This window comes from Acetobacteroides hydrogenigenes, from assembly GCF_004340205.1.
Classification (GTDB): domain Bacteria; phylum Bacteroidota; class Bacteroidia; order Bacteroidales; family ZOR0009; genus Acetobacteroides; species Acetobacteroides hydrogenigenes.
The window spans coordinates 91,222-109,033 of record NZ_SLWB01000014.1 but is presented as its reverse complement, the minus strand read 5'-3'; the positions used below and the strand labels follow the sequence as shown (position 1 = coordinate 109,033).

Genomic DNA, 17,812 nt, shown 5'->3' with positions numbered 1-17,812 from the left:
CTTCCCATTCCGAACAGGGCCGTTAAGCCCGCCAGCGCCGATGGTACTGCTACACCAAGCGGGAGAGTAGGTGGCCGCCAAACCTATAGAGCCCCCGATCATTAGATCGGGGGCTTTTTTTATGCCTTGTTTAATCATGTTGTGTTAAGACAAAATTGTATACCTATATTTCTTTTTTTATTTTATTGTTATAATTTCCAACGCTCCATAGTTTACCTGTTTTGCAAATGCCTCCTCGGGGGTGTAATGCCCCAGCTCGACCCATAGGGCACGGATAAATCCGGCATGGATAAAGAGGAGCATCCGAACCTCCTTGCCATCCCAGCTCAACGATTCCATAAAGTCGGATGCGCGATGGCAGACATCTACAAACGACTCGCCGTTGGTGGCCCGCTCGGTGGCCCAGGCATCGAACCAGCGCTGAAGGTGCGGATCGGCAATATCGTCCCATTGCCTATTCTCCCAATCGCCGAAGTGCATCTCCATCAGGCGAGCGTCTGTGGTGCAATCGGCAAAGCCGCAGTACTCGGCCAGCCTGGTGCAGCGGCTCAAAGGACTGGAGTAAACAGCATCAAAGGAGATACCCTGTAGCATATCGTTTACCGCCTCGGCCTCTTGGGCGAAGGTATCGGCAAGGGCAACATCGGTTTGACCGTAGCAGGTGCCGGCAGGTGCGGCAACCGAAGTGTGGCGAACGAGGTAGAGGTGGAGCATGGTTGTTTAGTATCAAGTATCAAGACGCAAGTATCAAGATTATGTTCTGCAAAATACGTGTGTCGTGATACGCATATCTTGTGTCTTTTATCTAAAATCTTGCATCTAATATAACCACCGCAACGTACCAGGCAATCTCGGCGGTGGTGATCATCATGCCGCAGCAGTCGCCAGTGTAGCCACCTATTTTGCGCTTCATGTAGATTACGCCAACTGGCAAGATGCAAGCCGCTAGCGCAAGGGCAAACAGCCCCATCCATCCAAAGAAGAGGTAGCCTGTAGAAGTTGCAACGGCTAGCGAAAGAACGATCTGAAGAGTTGTCATTGGTGTGAGCCCCACCTGAATCTTGCTGGCCTTGATGGTACGGGCGTAGGGCAAGAAATTCGGTAGTAGCACCCCAATAAATCGTCCTACAACAGCTCCTGAGATTAGCAGTGCTGCAACTTTGTCCGAAGAAATACTCGTAAGAGCACCAAACCGAACGATAAAGAGCAGTATCAGGCTAATAACACCGTAGGTTCCGATGTGCGAATCCTTCATGATGGCAAGGATACGCTCCTTGTTAAGGCCACCGCCAAAGCCATCTGCAAAATCGGCAAAGCCATCCTCGTGAAGCGCTCCGGTGAAGAGTACCATCACTGCCATGGTTAGAATAATTGCGAAGTGGAAAGGAAGCGCCTTAGCGAAAGCTATCCAGCAGGCCGCCCCGAATAGTCCAACAACCCATCCCGCAATTACCGCGTAGGGCAGCACCCGCGAGTAGCACTCCTTGGGCGGCATCATCAGCCTATACATTGGTAAGCGGGTGAAGAAGTTGATGGCGGCGATGAGGTTTTGTAGGATCGGTTTCATGTTCTTTACTATTTTATCGTAAGCTCATGCTAAGAATTAATCCATCTTTAATGTTCTTAGCAAAAGGTATAATCGGCGCGATTGCTCTCGCTAAGGCGGGAGGTGCCCGAAGGGCGGGGAGGTTTTGTTTTTTCCTTTCAACAATACTCTTTCTATTTTTCAACTATAACCACCCCCGGCTTCGCCGATCCCTCCTTAAAAAGGAGGGGAGTACGCTCAGTTCATCGTTTCCCTAAACTTTCAATCATAGATATCCTATTTATGATCTCTACCATCGAATGCCCTCCATCGCCCCAGAAGAAGTGGAAGTAGGAGGCCAGCGTTCGATTCTTTAGGTAGATGCCCGTGCTGCAGGGATTGCAGGTGGCGCTTAGCACCTCGGCAACCGAAGCGGGTAGCTCGCCCTCCGAGCGGCTGTAGTGGAACTCGTGACCGCGAACCTCAACGCTTCCAAGCATCGCCTTACGGTAGCCCAGCGTGCATTTGGCATCCCTAAAGGTAGTGCCAAAATCGAAGAAGCCAACCATCGGGTAGCTGGTGCCATCCTTAAGGGTAAGGTGGCTACCGAGGTAGATCATCCCTCCACATTCGGCGAGCATGGCGCCACCGCTGCTGCAGTAATTTCTGATAGATTCCAACATTGCATGGTTGGCCGACAGCTGCTCGGCGTGGAACTCGGGATATCCCCCGGGAAGGTAAACGAAATCGGCCTCGGGAAGGTGGCTGTCGCTAATAGGAGAGAAGTAGGTGATGGTTCCCTGCTGCTCCAGCGCCTCTATGTTAGCCGGGTAGATAAAGTTAAACGCTGCATCCCGAGCTACAGCAATTCTTATTTTAGTTGATGAAGGTGCCGGCTGCTCAACAAAAGTAGGTTTAGACGATGCTGTAACCTCCAGCAACCGGTCGATGTTTACGTTTGTAAAGATGGAGCTAGCAGCCTTGTTACAGACCTCATCCACCATCTCCGAATCTTCGGTTTGTAGTCCTAGATGGCGCGACTCCAACCGCAGCTCATCGTTCTTGGCAATCCAACCAAGAGGTTCTACGCCCACCTCCTCGGCAGCCATCTTTAGCATCTGGTAGTGCGAGGTGCTGCCCACAAAGTTGAAGATAACGCCAGCCACTTGAACATCGGAATCGTAGGTGGCGAATCCCTTTAGCAGTGGAGCCACTGAGTGCGCCATGGCCTTAGCGTTTACCACCAGCACCACGGGGATGTTGAGCGTCTTGGCCACTTCGGCGCTGCTTCCTAGGTGGCGGTCGTACCCGTCGAACATCCCCATTACTCCCTCAACTACGGAGACATCAGCCTGAAAAGCCTGATGGGCATAGCGCTTCCGCACGCCATCGGCATCAGCCATGAAGAGATCGAGATTGTAGCAGCTACATCCGGCGGCCACCTCGTGCAGCTTGGTGTCGAGGTAGTCGGGACCACACTTAAAGGGTTGAACCTTTAACCCACGACCTTTCAAATGGCGAAGCAGCGCCAGCGTTACCAGCGTTTTGCCCGAACCGCTGTGGGGAGCGGTAATGAGGAACTGGGATTTATTCATCTTCTATTTATTAAACACAGAGACGATTTTATTCAACACAGAGACGCAGAGATACAGAGGCCACAGGATAAATCTGTAAAAAAAAATAAAATCTCTGTGCTCTCAGTGTCTCTGTGTTAAAGGTACTAGTTAAAGCTACGGGTAACCTTAGCCGCGCTAAATGAACTCATGTTGTTGATCATGCAGATGGCTGACTCTAGGATAGGGTAGGCAACTAGCGCTCCGGTTCCTTCGCCCAACCTAAGCTCGAGCTGCAGCAGTGGCGTTCCTCCAAGAATATCGAGCATCAGCTTATGCGCCCCCTCGTTGCTCTTGTGCGAGTAGATGCAGTAGTCGAGCACCTCGGGATGAAGGGCTGCGGCGGCCATCAGCGAAGCGGTGATGTTGAAGCCATCCACCAAAATTACCATACCTAGTTCGGCAGCACGAAGCATACCTCCAGTAATCATGGCCATCTCGTATCCGCTAAAGTGTGCGATGATGTCGAAGGCCGATCTGTCGCCCTTGTAGCTGGCCTTGGCGCGGCTAAGTATATCGAGCTTATGTTGAACGCCTTTGTTATCAAGACCGCTACCTGCGCCTACCGTTTTTTCGAGAGGAACGTTGTGCAGCATCGTCATCAGCATCGAAGAGCAGGAGGTGTTGCCAATACCCATCTCACCAAAGCTAACCACGTTCGATCCCTCGCGGTGAATATCGTCCACCACCTCGGCACCGCGCTCTAGGGCAAGATGCAGCTCCTCGTGGGTCATGGCTGGTTCGTATAGGAAATTGCGGGTTCCGAAGGCAATCTTCTTATGAACCAATTCTGGATGCCCCTCAAAGTCGTGGTCTACGCCCGAATCGATAACCTTTAGCCCAATATTATGCTGACGGGCAAAGACGCTAACGCCCGCGCCGCCACCGATGAAGTTGTACACCATCTGGCGGGTTACCTCCTTAACCGTTGCGCTTACGCCTTCGTCGGCAATGCCGTGATCGCCTGCAAACACGAGGTTGTAGGGCTTGCTAAGGGTTGGGGTAAGGGTTTGTTGGATGACGCCAATGCGTAGCGCAGTCTCCTCGAGCAGCCCAAGCGATCCCTTTGGCTTGGTGAGGTCGTCGATCTTATCCTGCAGCTGGGCTGCAATGGCCCTATCGGGTCGTTTGATGGAAAATGTCTTCATTGTCTTCTCTATTTTAGTGTCACGATGTGCGTATCACGTATTACGAGCGGTCGGTTACAAGGTTTACCCCGTCGGTTACACCTTTTTTGTGCCCGGTTGCAAAGGTTTACCCGTCAGTTACCAAGTTTTGGGCGTCGGTTACAAGGTTTTACCCGCCGGTTACAGGTTTTTTGCCATTGGTTACCATGTTTTACCCGTCGGTTACGGTAACTGGGCACTAAATACTTGTAACCGATTCTGAAAATATGGTAACCGACCATCCCAAATATCTTCTTTCACTTCGCCCATTTTCACCTAGCCCTTACAGGCTAGGCTTTACGATTACACCCTTTCAGGGCTTGTATTTCTTCCTTTAACTTCATCTACCTTCTGAAATAACTTCATCTACCTTCTCTTCTAAACCTAAACGGCCTCACCTTCTCCTCGGGCAGGTTGGCCTTAAAGCCATCATAGCGGGCAAGGGTGAAGAACAGATCGGACAGGCGATTGATGTAGGCGGCTATCCAAGGCTCTACGCCTCCCTCCTCTACTACAGGACAGAGTTCACGTTCGGCCCTTCGGATGGTGGCGCGTACAATATGACATAAGGCGCTCACCTCGGTCTGCCCGGGAAGGATGAACTCCGTGCTTTCTCCCATTTCCTGGGTCATCTCTTCCATCCACTTCTCGCAAAAGGGGGCGCCATCTTCCACCTTTGGAGCATTCGATGGCCTTGGCGACTCGGGTACGGTAGCTATATGCGACATGGTGTGCATCAGCCCCATTTGTACGGTGTACAGCCGCTCCTGCCAGGGATGCTCGTCGCCCAGCTTTGTGCGCAAAAGGCCAATGAACGAGTTGGCCTCGTCGATGGCGCCGTTGGCCTCTATGCGGCAGTGATTCTTCGGAACGCGAATGCCGCCTGCCAGCGATGTGCGGCCCTTATCGCCGCCACGGGTGTAAATTGCCATTGCTTACTTTTATTTTAGTATCACGGGAGAATGTCTCCAATAATCACTACATGCTAAATCAGCGCGATTACCCTCCTTTACAAGGAGGGGTCGGCGTAGCCGGGGGTGGTTGTCGATTTTGGATACAAAACCACCCCGCCCTACGGGCACCCCTCCTTAAGAAGGAGGGGAATCGCGCCGAGTAAACGTTGTTATAAACAAGAAATGTTTGCTATCAAAAGCCTTCCTTCTGTATACCCCTGACAGGGTTTCAAACCCTGTCAGGGGTATTATATTCACTTCTCACTACTCCCTTCTCACTATTTCACCTTTACCGGAATTCCCGACACCATCAGCACCACCTCATCGGCCGTTGATGCGATGTGCTGGTTTAGCCAGCCCTGCAGGTCGGTAAACCTTCGTTGGATGGCATTCTCGGCATGACCGCCCATCCCAATCTCGTTGGAGATAAAAATGAAGGTGGCAGGTTGCTCTACGAGCTGCGCAAGCTCCGCCTTAAGTTCCTCCAGCGACTTCTCGATATCCGAATCGTTATCGAAAAAGAAGTTGGTAGCCCAAAGAGTCACGCAATCTACCACCACCACACGGTTAGCGAGGTCGTGGCGGCTGAGGAGTTTCTCCTCTTCGATGTTGGTCCACATCGGACCACGATCTGCCTGATGGCGTTCCACACGAAGACGAAAATCATCGTCCCAGATGCGCGAGGTGGCCAAGTAAACGGGATTTTCAGCCAACTCGAGAGCCAATCGCTGAGCGTAGCTGCTCTTTCCTGAGCGCTGTCCACCGGTAATGAGAATAATTTTAGATGCCATCCAGTAAGTATTAAAAGTTAGCAACTCATATATGGTATCACGACGCACGTATCAAGTATCACGAGGCTTACGCCAATTATATTTGACATCCAATACCCGTATATTCTGTCGTCTTTCGTGATACATGTGTCGTGTGTCGTGATTCCATCGGTGTAGAATTGTTTCATTAGAAGTTTATAGTAGCCTTCATCGAGAACATTCTTCCAGGAAGGTTATACCCACGCTTCTCGTAGTAGTTCTCGTCGGTTACGTTGCTTACATAGCCCATCAGACTTATCTTTTTGGTTACATCGTAACCTAAATATAGATCCAAGGTCATCATTTGAGGGTAACGCACCTCTACGTACTGATCGTAGAAGCTCCAGTTACGGTCGTAGCGGTAGCCAACGTAGCGTCCCTTGAAGCCTGCTGATAGCTTGTTGCTCTTGTAATCGGTTCCATAGACGATATTATTGTCGGCTACATTAAGCATGCGGTGACTCATCTTACCTAAGCCGTACTCATCGAGCTCCTCGTTAGCGTTTAGGATGGAGGTGAACTTGATGTACGAGGTTAAATCGAATCGATTTGCTGCAAGATAGCCAAAGTTATAGGCAACGCTAGCCTCAAGACCATCAATTGTACCGGTGCTGGCATTCTGGAAAGTGTTCAGTCCCTTGATCTCGCTTCCATCGGCATAGATGAACTTGCCATCTTTGGTGGTGTACTTCACCTCAAGGTTGTTCAGGTTATCGGCGGTTACATCCACAAATACCTGTACGCCGTTATTCTTCGACTCTGTTCTAAAGTAGCCAAGCTCAGTGCTCCAGCCATTCTTATTGTATGATACTCCAAGATCAAACGATTTCGATTCAAGGTTCTTCAAATTCTTATTTCCTACGGTGATGGCTACCGTCTTATTTTTGGTGTCGAACACCTCTGAGTAGCCGGCCAGCTGGTAAACATCGGCATAGGAGAAGCCGCTCCCGGCATTGGCCTTGATGGATAGCCCCGGTAGTACCTTGTAGGTTATGCCTAAGCTAGGGCTAAAGATGGCGTTATTCTCCTTATTGGCAGGATTGGTCATTTTCTCGGTTTGCTTTAGGTCGTACTTGTTGAAGTCGTAACGACCTCCAAGGCTGGCCAACAGCTTGCCCTTAAAGAATTCGAGATTACCCTGAACGTAAAGACCAAAATTTCTTAGTGCGAAGTCCTGATTGTATGGCTTGATTCGCTCCCCAAGGTTGTTGTAGCGCTCGCTTAGCGATTGCGAGTGGGCATAATCAACGCCAATGGTAATATGATGCTGATTAATGCGAACAACGCTTTGCGCCTGCACTCCGCTCCACTCCAGTTCCCTCGATATCGATAGGTAAGGAGTAACAAACGCCTTCTTCTCATAAATCACCTCATCATCCGAAACATCCCTGCCATAGTATCCTTTTACCATTGCGGTTACGTTACGACCAATTGATCCGGTTAGCGAGATATCGCCGGAAGTATAGTTCAAATCCTTGCGGGTAGGAGTTGTTCCATACGCTATGTCGCCGGGCGACTCCACATCGTTGGCAATAGAGCGGTTTACGTAGGCATTCAGCTTCCAATCGCGACAGATATCGTAGCCCAAGCGTAGATCCATGTTGGTTTTGGTGTACTTAGTAAACGGACGGGTGTCTCCATCGCCACGCTTATCGGGATCGGTAGTCTCTGCTCCAGTCTTCTTGTAGAAGTTGGTAACCTCGCCGCCGCCGAGCCATCCTCTAAAGATGTTCCCCTTGCCCATCTTGTAATCTTTGGGGTTATTCGAGATGGAGAATCCGGCATCAAAATCGAGCTTAGGTGCGATAGAACCACCCACCGACACCGACGAGTTTACCTTATCGCACGATCCGTAGCTGAAGGATGCTGTTCCACCAATAGCCCCCTTGCTATTTTTGGTGATGATGTTTACAACGCCACCCATTGCCGTTGGACCGTAAAGCGCCGATGCAGGACCTTTGAGCACTTCAATCCTTTCGACGTTCGATAGATCTATCATGCTTAAGTTGGCACTTCCTGCAGGGCGACCGTTTATTAGTATTAGCGTTTTGGAGTTCAACTTCCCATTTTCGGGGCGAAAGCCACGGATGCTCACCCCCGAAAGAATGCCGGGATACTGCACCACATCGAGCCCCGCATTTTCCTTAAGAATAGAGGTCAAATCTTTTTGTGGAGCCCTTTCGATAAGAGCTAAATGAATCATCTCGATACGTTGAGAGACGTTCTCCTTCTTTACTGCCATCCGCTGTCCAACAACTACCACCTCATCTACCTTGAGGTTCATCTTTATGCTGTCAGATTCGTAGGCACTTGCAGCACCTGCTGTTCGAATTAATCCGGCAACAAGCAATGCCGCAACTAAAACCTTTTTCATTTAATGGTTATAATAAATTAAACAATAGCCCTACTCCCACGAGGGCATCATCGTTTGCACCAACAAGGCAGGTTTCCTGGCTTCCGTCGCATCGCTGTGCCTTCCCACCATTAGGCAGTGACCACTTATCAGGATGTTGCTGACGGTTACAGTAGCGGGTCTGCTCAGGATTTGCACCTGATTCCCTTTTAAAGGCGTCCCTTTCACCTTGCGGTAAGGAGTATATCAATTTTTCAGCTCTACTAGTAGCTCGTTTATTGTTTCAAATTCCATTTCTTTACAGCCAACCGAGACCAACTTGTACGGTTTCGTGGCATCTCTAACCACCCGAAGATGGTTTTCTGCTTTTACATTCTTATTTGCAACGGCAATCCCATTACGATGCAACGCCTTTTCGATCCAGAAGTGGCTTCCTGCATCGGCATCAAGAGATATTAGTTTCTCGTGCTTCTCATTTAAACGGAAGCGTCCGATGCTTCGGTCGAAGATGATGCTGTCGCGCTCGAAGTAGGAGTTGAATGCACCCGATAGCACCAAGTCCTCGGGAGCGCCACATGCTACTTCACGCTCCTTACCCATTAGCCAAATCTTATCGGAAAGATCGAGCGCTAAATCCAAGTCGTGCGTCGAAAGAAGTATCGCCTTATCCATTTTATCGGTGAGCTTGCGCAGCAGCATGGTTATCTCGATACGGCTGGGAAGATCAAGGAAAGCCGTTGGCTCATCCAGAATGATTATTGGCGTTTGCTGTGCAAGCGCCTTTGCAATCATCACCTTTTGTCGCTCGCCATCGCTCAGCGAGCTGATGCGACGGTGGGTTAGCTCGCCGATACCTACGCTATGAACAACCTCTTCGATAACCTTATGGTCTTCCGAGGTTAGTCGCCCAAAGAAGCCCAGATAGGGATGACGGCCAAGGGCTATCACTTCGTAGACGAACAGATCGCCCACCACCACCTGATCGGTAAGCACCACGCTTACCAGCTTAGCCCGCTCGCGCTGCGAAAAACTGTCGATAGATCTTCCATCAAGCAATATATCGCCCGATAACTTGGGTTGAAAGCCAGCCAACGTCCTTAGGAGCGTTGATTTGCCAACCCCATTTACACCTAGCAGCGATGTCAGCTCGCCTTTGGCTAAGCTAAGGTTCATCTTTTGGTGCACCACCTTTTGTTCGCCACGTAGCTGGTAGCCAATATTAAGATCGGTTGTCTTTAGCAGGTTTCTCATGGCAATCTTTTTAGTTTAAACCTTGACTTTTGCTCCTGTTAAGGATTACGTAAAGCATAACAGGTCCTCCTAGCATCGGCGTTATAGCGTTTAGTGGCAGAATAGATCCTGAGCCCGGCAGCGTGGTTAGCAGATTACACAGAAGAGCCAATAGCGCTCCTAAAATCAGCGTAAACGGCAGCAGCGAACGATGATCTACCGATCCGAGCAGCATCCGAGCAATGTGGGGAACCGCAAGTCCTAGGAAAGCAACTGGTCCGCAGAATGCGGTGGTTACCGCAATCAGCAATCCGGCACTAAGAAGAATCAGCAAGCGAGTTTTTTGCAGTGCAACTCCCAAATTTTCGGCGTACCGTTGTCCCAGCAGCAGCGCATTCAGCGATTTGATGAGTAAAAGCGCGATAAGCAGTCCAACACTCACCGCAGTAACGAAGAATGGTATCTGCTTTAGCGATATACTGGAGAAATCGCCCATACCCCACATCACAAAGGCATGCACATTTTCGTGCGAGGCGTAAAAATTTAGTATCGATATGGCCGATGAGGCGATATATCCAATCATGATGCCCGCTATGAGCAGCACCAAGTTGCTTTTTATGTAATTCGACAGCACCAATACCAAACCAAGAATGGCAGATGCGCCAACAAAAGCAGAAACTACCACCAAAAGGTGTCCGCCAATGCCCAGCGATCCGTACTGCCCCATGGTTCCACCCAAAAAAAGCATAACGATAGCCACACCAAGGTTAGCACCTGCGCTAATACCCAACAGTGATGGTCCGGCAAGCGGGTTCTGAAACATAGTTTGCAGCATCAGCCCGCTAACAGCGAGCGCAGCTCCGGCAAACAGCGCTGTTATTGCCTGTGGTAGGCGCGTAACCAGCACAATGTTGGTCCACGATGTGCGTTCTCCATCGCCACCAAGAAGGATTCGGGTTACAGCATCAATTGGTATATGGATTGAGCCGTAGGCAAGGTTTGCCAAAAAGAGAACGGCAATTAGAACCGCGCATACCGCTACAATCGTTGTATTTACAGCAGGTCTTCTCATTACTTCATCAGCTGAAAGTATACCTGCTTATGATTGGGAAGCAGCTCCGGATGAAGAATCTTTACCAAGTCGGCAAGAATCACATCTGGCTCCATCACGCCCTTTTCGTAGTACGAAATTCGGTTGGTATTGCAGTGGATAACCTTACGGGTCTTGTACGCCTTGAACATCTTGTATCCATCGTACTCTTTTCCAAGATCGTCGTAGGTCATATCCTGAGGTTTGTTGTACTTTACCAGCCAGTAGTCGGCATTTTCTGCTTTCTGATAAACGGCTTCGAAGGAGAGCGGAATTACCCCGCTTTGCTTCACATCGTCCCATAAATAGCTGGCACCTGCATCCCTAAAAAAGCTGGACATGTAGCTATTGCCGCTAGGCATATTCCACACCTGACCAAATTTCTTATCGGCAAATATGGAGGGCTTAACCTTTGCCCCCTTTGCGATTTCGCGAACCTTACCGTATCTATCGCAGAGGGCAGAATAGATCGAATCGGCCTGCTTCTCCTTTCCGTAAAAAAGAGCAAAGAACTTAATCCACTCGGCGCGTGCCAGCGGACTGTTCTCCATATACGAGGCCACCTCAACAATCGGAATACCGGCCTTATCCATCTTCCCGTATCCCATATCCTTGAATGGTGAAACCAGAACAATATCGGGGTTGGAGTCGATAAGCCCCTCGACGTTTACTGCCGAAGCCTCGCCAAGCAGCTTAATTTTGCCGCTAGCAATTCCTTGCTTTACCATTTGATTCTCGATGTAACGCTCTTCGGCAACGCTTGTGATGGTCGATACCTGGCCGAGGAGTTCGAGCGAGCCGACAAAAACCGAGTAGAGGCACGATATTTTTGAAACAGGAACACGAACCACATCGCCTTCGGGCAGATTGTCGGGAATGGAAGCTTCTCTACTTACCAGAATATAGCGGTGCAGCAGCACCGAATCCTTCCAAGGATTCACCACTTCTACTACCTTGTAGCCGTCGAATTCGGTTATGGTAAAGCCTTTTGCATCCTGCAATTCAACTTTCTTTCCATCCTTCATTCCAGCTCTTTTGCTGCCACCCTTGTTGCAGGAAACTCCAATGAGGCTTACAGCCAAAAGAATGAATGCGATTAGATTTCTATTCATTGTATGATCTTTTTTATTTGTTTCTCAACTTACCCCCGCCTAGGGGCCTTCGTTTTGAAGAATTACCTCCTCTACTGGCCGTGGGAGCCAAAATGCAGCTTCGCTTTCCTTCCCACTGGCCGTGGGAGCCAAAATGCAGCTTCGCTTTCCTTCCCACTGGCCGTGGGAGCCAAAATGCAGCTTCACTTTCCTTCCCACTGACCGTGGGTGCTAAAATGCAGCTTCACTTTCCTTCCTACTGGCTGTGGGAGCATAAAAGCAGCAACATTTCGCTTTGCTCCACTTCCGGTTTTCTTTTTCTATATGCAGCACATTTCCTCCTGTACACTGAACTCGCGCATGGTGCTAATTACAAATGCCACCCGCTGCTCCACCGAAACCTTTGGCAGCATCACTACCCGATAGCCCAATTCGGTATATGCTTCCAGCAGCAGGTTGTGTAGTCTTTGGCACTCCTCGAAGGATTGAGGTCGCTCGCTATCGTTCACAAATATCTCCTGCCATGGAGGAGCCACCAAAACCTGCTTGGCGTAGCGTTTACCATCGCTAAATAGGTATTCAGGAACAGGTTTACCACCATTGCGCAGGTAGGCAATGATGTCTGGAATGCCCCTGTCGTAAAAGCAGAGCCCCTTCACCTCCTTTTCGAGTAGTAGGGCTTTCATACGACGGTGACACTCGGCGGCAAAAGCCTCCAGGTTGCTCCATGGCAGCAGGTCGGTGCCGTTTTTGTTGGCTTCCACAATTATCTGGCGCGACACCTCGTCGAAGCAGGGCATACCTGCCTCGCGTAGCGCTGCTATCAGCGTCGATTTGCCTGTGCCCGGACCTCCGCTTATCACAAAATGTCCGTTCATGGCAGCAGCGTTAGGGTTAACGATATTATTAGCACTGCAACCAGCGTTACCAAATGGTTCACACGAGTTGCCACCTGCATATCTTCCATTGTAAACGTCCTACTGTATTCGCCAATGGTAGGCTTGCTATGGAATACGCCTCCGTAGTAGCTACCGCCACCAAATTGGCAATTTAGAATGCCTGCCAAAGCAGCCTCGGGATAACCTGAGTTTGGACTAGTATGCTTTGATCCGAATCTTACAATGAAATCAAACGAGCGCCAGCTAAACGATACTGTTGCCATAAGCAATGCGGTAAGGCGTGATGGAATAAAGTTGGCAACATCGTCTAAGCGGGCAGCCGCACGACCGAAGAGGAGGAATCGCTCGTTTTTGTAGCCCCACATGGAGTCGAGCGTGTTAACCATCTTGTAGGCCATCATCCCCGGAATGCCAAGCAGCGCATAGTAGAAGAGTGGCGCAACCACCCCATCGCTCAGGTTTTCGGAGAGCGTTTCGAGAGCTGCCTTGCGTATTTGCGCATCAGTTAGCGCGGAAGTATCGCGCCCTACAATGCGTCCTACGGCATTCCTGCCGCTATCAATATCTTTCTCTAATGACTTAAATACGTTGCGCACCTCCCAAATAAGCGTACGATTCGCCAATCCGTAGAAGACAAAGAGGGCTGTAATGCCAATCCCCACGACAAGTGGAAGCTGCTTTACCCAATGCATCAATCCAAAGAATAGGACAAAGGTTATGCCTACCAAAGCGAAAGCACCAAGAGCACCCTTTGCGATAAGAACGCTTCCACGTCGCAACAGCTTCTCACAATGATGAACCATCTTCCCAAATAGTACGATAGGATGCGGAAGCCAAGCAGGATCGCCAAGCAGCAAATCGAGGAGATACCCCAGAATGAGCCCTGCTATAGCAGTGTTTACGGTTTCCATTGCTTCAGCGCATTTACAAGTTTTTGGTTGATGGCATCATCCTGAGGAGAGATGCGCACATATGAGGCGTTTAGCCCACGGAAATTGGAGGCGTTGCGTATGAGCAACCCATACTCCTTTATAAGATACTGCTTTAGCTGGGCTGCATTACCCCTCTTTAGCCTCAGCAGGAAGAATGGGGTTTCCGAGGGTAGAACCTCTACAAAATCAATAGCAGCGAGCTGCTCGCATAGCTGCTCCTTTTGGGTAAGCCAACGCACTAAGGGCAGCGGGTACTTATCGCCATTTACAATAAAATGCTTGGCAACGGCTACCGCAATGGTGTTAACCGACCACGGTATGCGAACCTGAAGCAACTGCGCCACATTATCGGCGGCAGACACCACGTAGCCCACTCGGATACCAGGAATGGCGTAGCACTTGGTAAGCGACCCAATAATTATCAGGTTACTATAATCGAGCACATCGGTAGCATGCAGTAGCTCTTCGGTGCAAAATGTGGCGTACGATTGGTCTATCACAAATAGCTTATCGGGATTAGCTTCTAGAAGCTGCAGCAGCTGGTTGCGAGTCCATACTCTGCCTGTTGGATTGTTCGGATTGCAAATCCACACCATGTCGGCGACATCGGGAATGACCCCAACAAAATCATCCTCATTTAGGAATAGCAGCTCGTGCTCGTGAATCCGGCAGGCATCCTCGTACTCGCTGAATGTGGGTACCACTACCAACGAACGGCTCTTGCGCCATGCCTGTGCTATCAGGTAGATAGCCTCAATTGCTCCGTTGCTCACCAGCACGTTGGGAAGGGCTACACCGTTAACCTCGGCCAGAAGCATACGCAAGCTGCGCGCATCGGGCTCGGGATAGCTGGTGATATCGGTTAATGCCTCAGATACCACGTTCTGCAAGTCGGCAACGTAACCATCGTACCATACGTTGGAGCTGAAGTTCCCTACAATAGGAACTTCACAAGTAGCGATATCGTCTCCATGACCAAAAAGCATAATCTTGTTGTTTTAAACAGATGTTAGACTTTAGACATTAGATTTTAGATTTGCTTACGCCAGCCTTAAGCTCGAACCGTATCTCATAGTCTAGCATCCTCAATCTAATGTCTAACATCTATTATCTAACGTCTAATTTCTAACATCTCATAAACCTTCTCCACATCTACATATCTGCGCACATGGTTGGCAAGCAGGTTGTACTGCTCCTCCTTAAACTCCTTGTAGTCGAAGGTTCGTGTTTCGAGCTGCGATTTAAAAGGGGCAAGCAGATGGTCTATCACCACTGCATTATCCAGAATACCGTGGATGTACGTTCCGAAGCAACGGCTATCAACATGCACGCCATCGGCATTGCCGCTGGTAAGCGTGTTTAGCGTTGAGGCGTTGCCCGAGAGCAGCTCCGTTTCGCCCATATGTATTTCGTATCCCTCGCAGATTGCAGGGCTATCTAGGAAACTAAACTGTACCTGACGGGTAACCTTTTCGCCCTGCATGGTGGTTCGTACGGGTAGCAATCCCAATCCAGGTAGGGCATCAATCGTACCCTCCACATGCTGCGGATCGCACAGCTCCATGCCCAGCATCTGGTATCCACCGCAGATGCCAATCACTGTTTTACCATCCCTATATGCTTTAACGATGGCCGCCGCAGCGCCATTCTTACGTAGCTCGTACAGGTCGGCAAGGGTCGATTTTGTTCCAGGGATGATGATGATATCCGCCTTAGAAATTTCATCTACATTGTTGGAGTAGAAGAGGTGCACGCGCTCATCGCGCTCCAGCACGTCGAAATCGGTGAAGTTGGACATGTGGCGCAGCAGCACCACCACAACATTCACCTTACCGTCTACGGCGGTGCGGTTCTTTAGGTCGAGCATCACCGAATCTTCCGCCTCGATATGGATATCCTTAAAGTAGGGTATAACGCCCAGCACCGGTACCTTACAAAGGTCCTCGATAATCTTAACGCCATCGGTAAATAGCGATATATCGCCCCTAAACTTATTTATGATGATGCCCTTTACCAGCCTGCGCTCCTCCTCGGTTAGCAGCATCATCGTACCGTAAACTGATGCTATCACACCGCCACGGTCGATATCGGCAACCAGAACAACGGTAGCGTTGGCATGCTGAGCCATCGGCATGTTAACCAGATCACGCGAGCGAAGGTTTACCTCGGCAATGCTTCCGGCACCCTCTATTACAATAGGATTAAACTGTGCGTGTAGGCGGTCGAATGCCGCGTGAACCTCGGCACGAAGCCTCTCACGGTCGGTACCATTGAAGTAGTCGGCAGCGCTCTTGTTACCCGCAACCCTGCCGTTGAGCACCACCTGGCACATGCGGTCGGTTGTTGGCTTAAGCAGGATAGGGTTCATATCGGTGCAGCAGGGGATGCCGGCGGCCTCGGCCTGAACGGCCTGTGCGCGACCAATCTCCAGTCCCTCGGGTGTAGCGTACGAGTTTAGGGCCATGTTCTGCGCCTTAAACGGAGCAGGTTGATAGCCATCCTGCAGAAAAATGCGGCAGAACGCTGCGGCCACAACGCTTTTACCAACATCGCTGCCGGTGCCTGCAAACATTATCGGACGAAGGGAGTGCTTACTCATTCTCTTTTAGGGTTCACTTTGCGGTGATTGCTCTGCAAATAGGGTAGGATGCGATTTATCCAGAGCTTAAAGAGAATCTTAAGAATCTGTATCGACCCGCTCTATTCCCGGAGCGTCTTAACTTGGATGACATTGGCAGGTCTTCTGGCTCATTCCCGTTTTGAAACCTTCCCAGCACAGCGGCCAGTGGCTCTTCATCAAAACGTTTTGCGGAATTTACAGCTGCGGGTACAGCTCCGAAGTTTCATCGGATTCCCTCTTATCCTACCGAGGCAGGATACCAAATATCGGTGACAAAGATGGGGATATTTTTTTTGAAAACCAGCAGTTCTTTGCAAAATGGGTAAAACCAAGCTTTTCCCGAGAACCTTGGTGCAGTTATATGCTCTCGCTTGCTTCTAGGCCAGCATCTCTAATCGTTTTGATAGGAATGGGTACAATATATTTTTTTTCGTAATCAACTTGTTGAATAGACTTTTCCTTTACTGATATAGGAGGTTATCCTACATTAGAAGCAATTTTTCTTTTTCGTGCAATGTGATTGAAAAGCACTCCGAAAACAATAACGGCTAGCAGAATGGCGTATGGGCTTACGGCATGGTTTTCGTTATTCTCAGTGTTGTTGAGGCCTTCTATAAATTCGTCAATTCGGTTAAAGTAAGCCTCTTTTAGAGCCAAAGGTCCTTCCATATGTCCCCCGTCGTAGGCAACCGATTCAACGTGTTTACTGCTTGCGAAAGCGGCAGTGCTCGATTCGCAAATCGTATCGTATTTCCCATTAAGTAGGAGGATGGGCTGGCAGAGGTACTGAAGGTTGTTGTTGTAGTCGTATGCGCTGGCTGGTGTGGCCATCTTTCTTTTGTAGATTTGTTCTATTTGGTTAATGGCGCTATCCATATCGCAAACGTACGAATCGCCGATAATGAAATCGCCCTTATGCTTTAGGGCAATTGTAGTGGTCATTATGCTGCCCATCGACATGCCAAAGAGCCCCACCTTGCTGTTGGGATATCGCTTTTTGATGTAGTTGTAAGCGGTGTTGGCATCTATACTAAATTCGTCGTAGTAAAGAGTGTCCTTTTCGATGGAAAATTTGTCGCTGAGACCAAAACCGCGGTAGTCGAACATGATAGTTCGGTAGCCCCGTTCGGCAAGGAGCATTCCGTAGCCAAGCCACTCCTTAATGTTGCCCGAGTCGGGGTAGCAGATGAGCACTGTTACGTTCTTATCCTTAGCCGTTGGGGCAATGTCGGCCAACTGGAGGTGGTATTTGTCATGTGTTATCACCCTTGTAAAGGTGATGTTTGGATATTTCTGGGTAATACTTTGAATATTGTAGCTGCCGCTTGGCTTAATCCCATAAACGGTTGCACATCCCAATACAAGGATAATTGCTAGGGTAAGGTAACGTAAGGTATGGCTCATATTGTAAAAGGTATAAAGTATCAATGCACAAGATATAATAAAGACAAGATATTTTCTACAAAACGAGTTGAATCATGATTTGTAGTTCTTGTTCCTATTCTCATTAGTATAGTGCTTTATACATAAC

15 protein-coding genes, 1 rRNA gene and 2 riboswitches are annotated in these 17,812 nt (G+C 49.5%); of the genes, 1 reads left to right on the top strand and 15 read right to left on the bottom strand.

Features of this window, described 5'->3' with window-relative positions; translation table 11 throughout:
* A 5S ribosomal RNA gene (rrf, locus tag CLV25_RS16220) occupies positions 1-83 on the top strand; the annotation flags it as partial.
* A gap of 94 nt (positions 84-177) precedes the next feature.
* Here rrf and cobC read toward each other — a convergent pair.
* The 15 genes from cobC to CLV25_RS12900 form a co-directional block, all read right to left on the bottom strand.
* Positions 178-714 (bottom strand): alpha-ribazole phosphatase, encoded by a 537-nt coding sequence (gene cobC / locus CLV25_RS12970; protein WP_131840088.1) that lies wholly within the window; start codon positions 712-714, stop codon positions 178-180.
* A gap of 91 nt (positions 715-805) precedes the next feature.
* Entirely contained in the window at positions 806-1,567 is a 762-nt protein-coding gene (locus CLV25_RS12965; RefSeq protein ID WP_131840087.1) for an adenosylcobinamide-GDP ribazoletransferase, read from the bottom strand.
* A 221-nt stretch (positions 1,568-1,788) separates the two neighbouring features.
* Positions 1,789-3,120, bottom strand: a complete 1,332-nt coding sequence (locus CLV25_RS12960; protein WP_131840086.1) for a cobyrinate a,c-diamide synthase — start codon at positions 3,118-3,120, stop codon at positions 1,789-1,791.
* A 125-nt stretch (positions 3,121-3,245) separates the two neighbouring features.
* On the bottom strand, positions 3,246-4,286 hold the full coding sequence (gene cobT / locus CLV25_RS12955) for a nicotinate-nucleotide--dimethylbenzimidazole phosphoribosyltransferase (protein ID WP_131840085.1): 1,041 nt from the start codon (positions 4,284-4,286) through the stop codon (positions 3,246-3,248).
* A 380-nt stretch (positions 4,287-4,666) separates the two neighbouring features.
* Positions 4,667-5,236, bottom strand: a complete 570-nt coding sequence (locus tag CLV25_RS12950; RefSeq protein ID WP_131840084.1) for a cob(I)yrinic acid a,c-diamide adenosyltransferase — start codon at positions 5,234-5,236, stop codon at positions 4,667-4,669.
* 299 nt (positions 5,237-5,535) lie between these two features.
* A complete protein-coding gene (locus CLV25_RS12945; protein WP_131840083.1) occupies positions 5,536-6,048 on the bottom strand; it encodes a bifunctional adenosylcobinamide kinase/adenosylcobinamide-phosphate guanylyltransferase in 513 nt (170 codons plus the stop codon).
* Between the two features lie 166 nt (positions 6,049-6,214).
* Entirely contained in the window at positions 6,215-8,440 is a 2,226-nt protein-coding gene (locus tag CLV25_RS12940; RefSeq protein WP_131840082.1) for a TonB-dependent receptor plug domain-containing protein, read from the bottom strand.
* Positions 8,441-8,489: 49 nt separating this feature from the next.
* Positions 8,490-8,665: riboswitch (cobalamin riboswitch) on the bottom strand.
* Positions 8,666-9,670: an ABC transporter ATP-binding protein gene (locus CLV25_RS12935; RefSeq protein WP_131840081.1), complete on the bottom strand. Its 1,005-nt coding sequence runs from the start codon at positions 9,668-9,670 to the stop codon at positions 8,666-8,668. It lies immediately after the preceding riboswitch.
* 10 nt (positions 9,671-9,680) lie between these two features.
* Positions 9,681-10,721 carry an iron ABC transporter permease gene (locus CLV25_RS12930; RefSeq protein ID WP_131840080.1) on the bottom strand — a complete coding sequence of 347 codons (1,041 nt, stop codon included), beginning with the start codon at positions 10,719-10,721 and terminating at the stop codon, positions 9,681-9,683.
* Positions 10,721-11,851 carry an ABC transporter substrate-binding protein gene (locus CLV25_RS12925; protein ID WP_131840079.1) on the bottom strand — a complete coding sequence of 377 codons (1,131 nt, stop codon included), beginning with the start codon at positions 11,849-11,851 and terminating at the stop codon, positions 10,721-10,723. Before CLV25_RS12925 ends, CLV25_RS12930 begins: the two co-directional genes overlap by 1 nt.
* A gap of 299 nt (positions 11,852-12,150) precedes the next feature.
* Positions 12,151-12,708 (bottom strand): AAA family ATPase, encoded by a 558-nt coding sequence (locus CLV25_RS12920; RefSeq protein ID WP_131840078.1) that lies wholly within the window; start codon positions 12,706-12,708, stop codon positions 12,151-12,153.
* Positions 12,705-13,640, bottom strand: a complete 936-nt coding sequence (gene cbiB, locus CLV25_RS12915) for an adenosylcobinamide-phosphate synthase CbiB (protein ID WP_131840077.1) — start codon at positions 13,638-13,640, stop codon at positions 12,705-12,707. The genes CLV25_RS12920 and cbiB overlap by 4 nt, the downstream gene beginning before the upstream one ends.
* Entirely contained in the window at positions 13,628-14,647 is a 1,020-nt protein-coding gene (locus tag CLV25_RS12910) for an aminotransferase class I/II-fold pyridoxal phosphate-dependent enzyme (RefSeq protein ID WP_131840076.1), read from the bottom strand. Before CLV25_RS12910 ends, cbiB begins: the two co-directional genes overlap by 13 nt.
* A gap of 125 nt (positions 14,648-14,772) precedes the next feature.
* Positions 14,773-16,260, bottom strand: a complete 1,488-nt coding sequence (locus CLV25_RS12905; protein WP_131840075.1) for a cobyric acid synthase — start codon at positions 16,258-16,260, stop codon at positions 14,773-14,775.
* Positions 16,261-16,377: 117 nt separating this feature from the next.
* Positions 16,378-16,558: riboswitch (cobalamin riboswitch) on the bottom strand.
* A 200-nt stretch (positions 16,559-16,758) separates the two neighbouring features.
* Positions 16,759-17,685, bottom strand: a complete 927-nt coding sequence (locus tag CLV25_RS12900; protein WP_131840074.1) for an alpha/beta hydrolase — start codon at positions 17,683-17,685, stop codon at positions 16,759-16,761.
* Positions 17,686-17,812 lie beyond the last annotated feature (127 nt).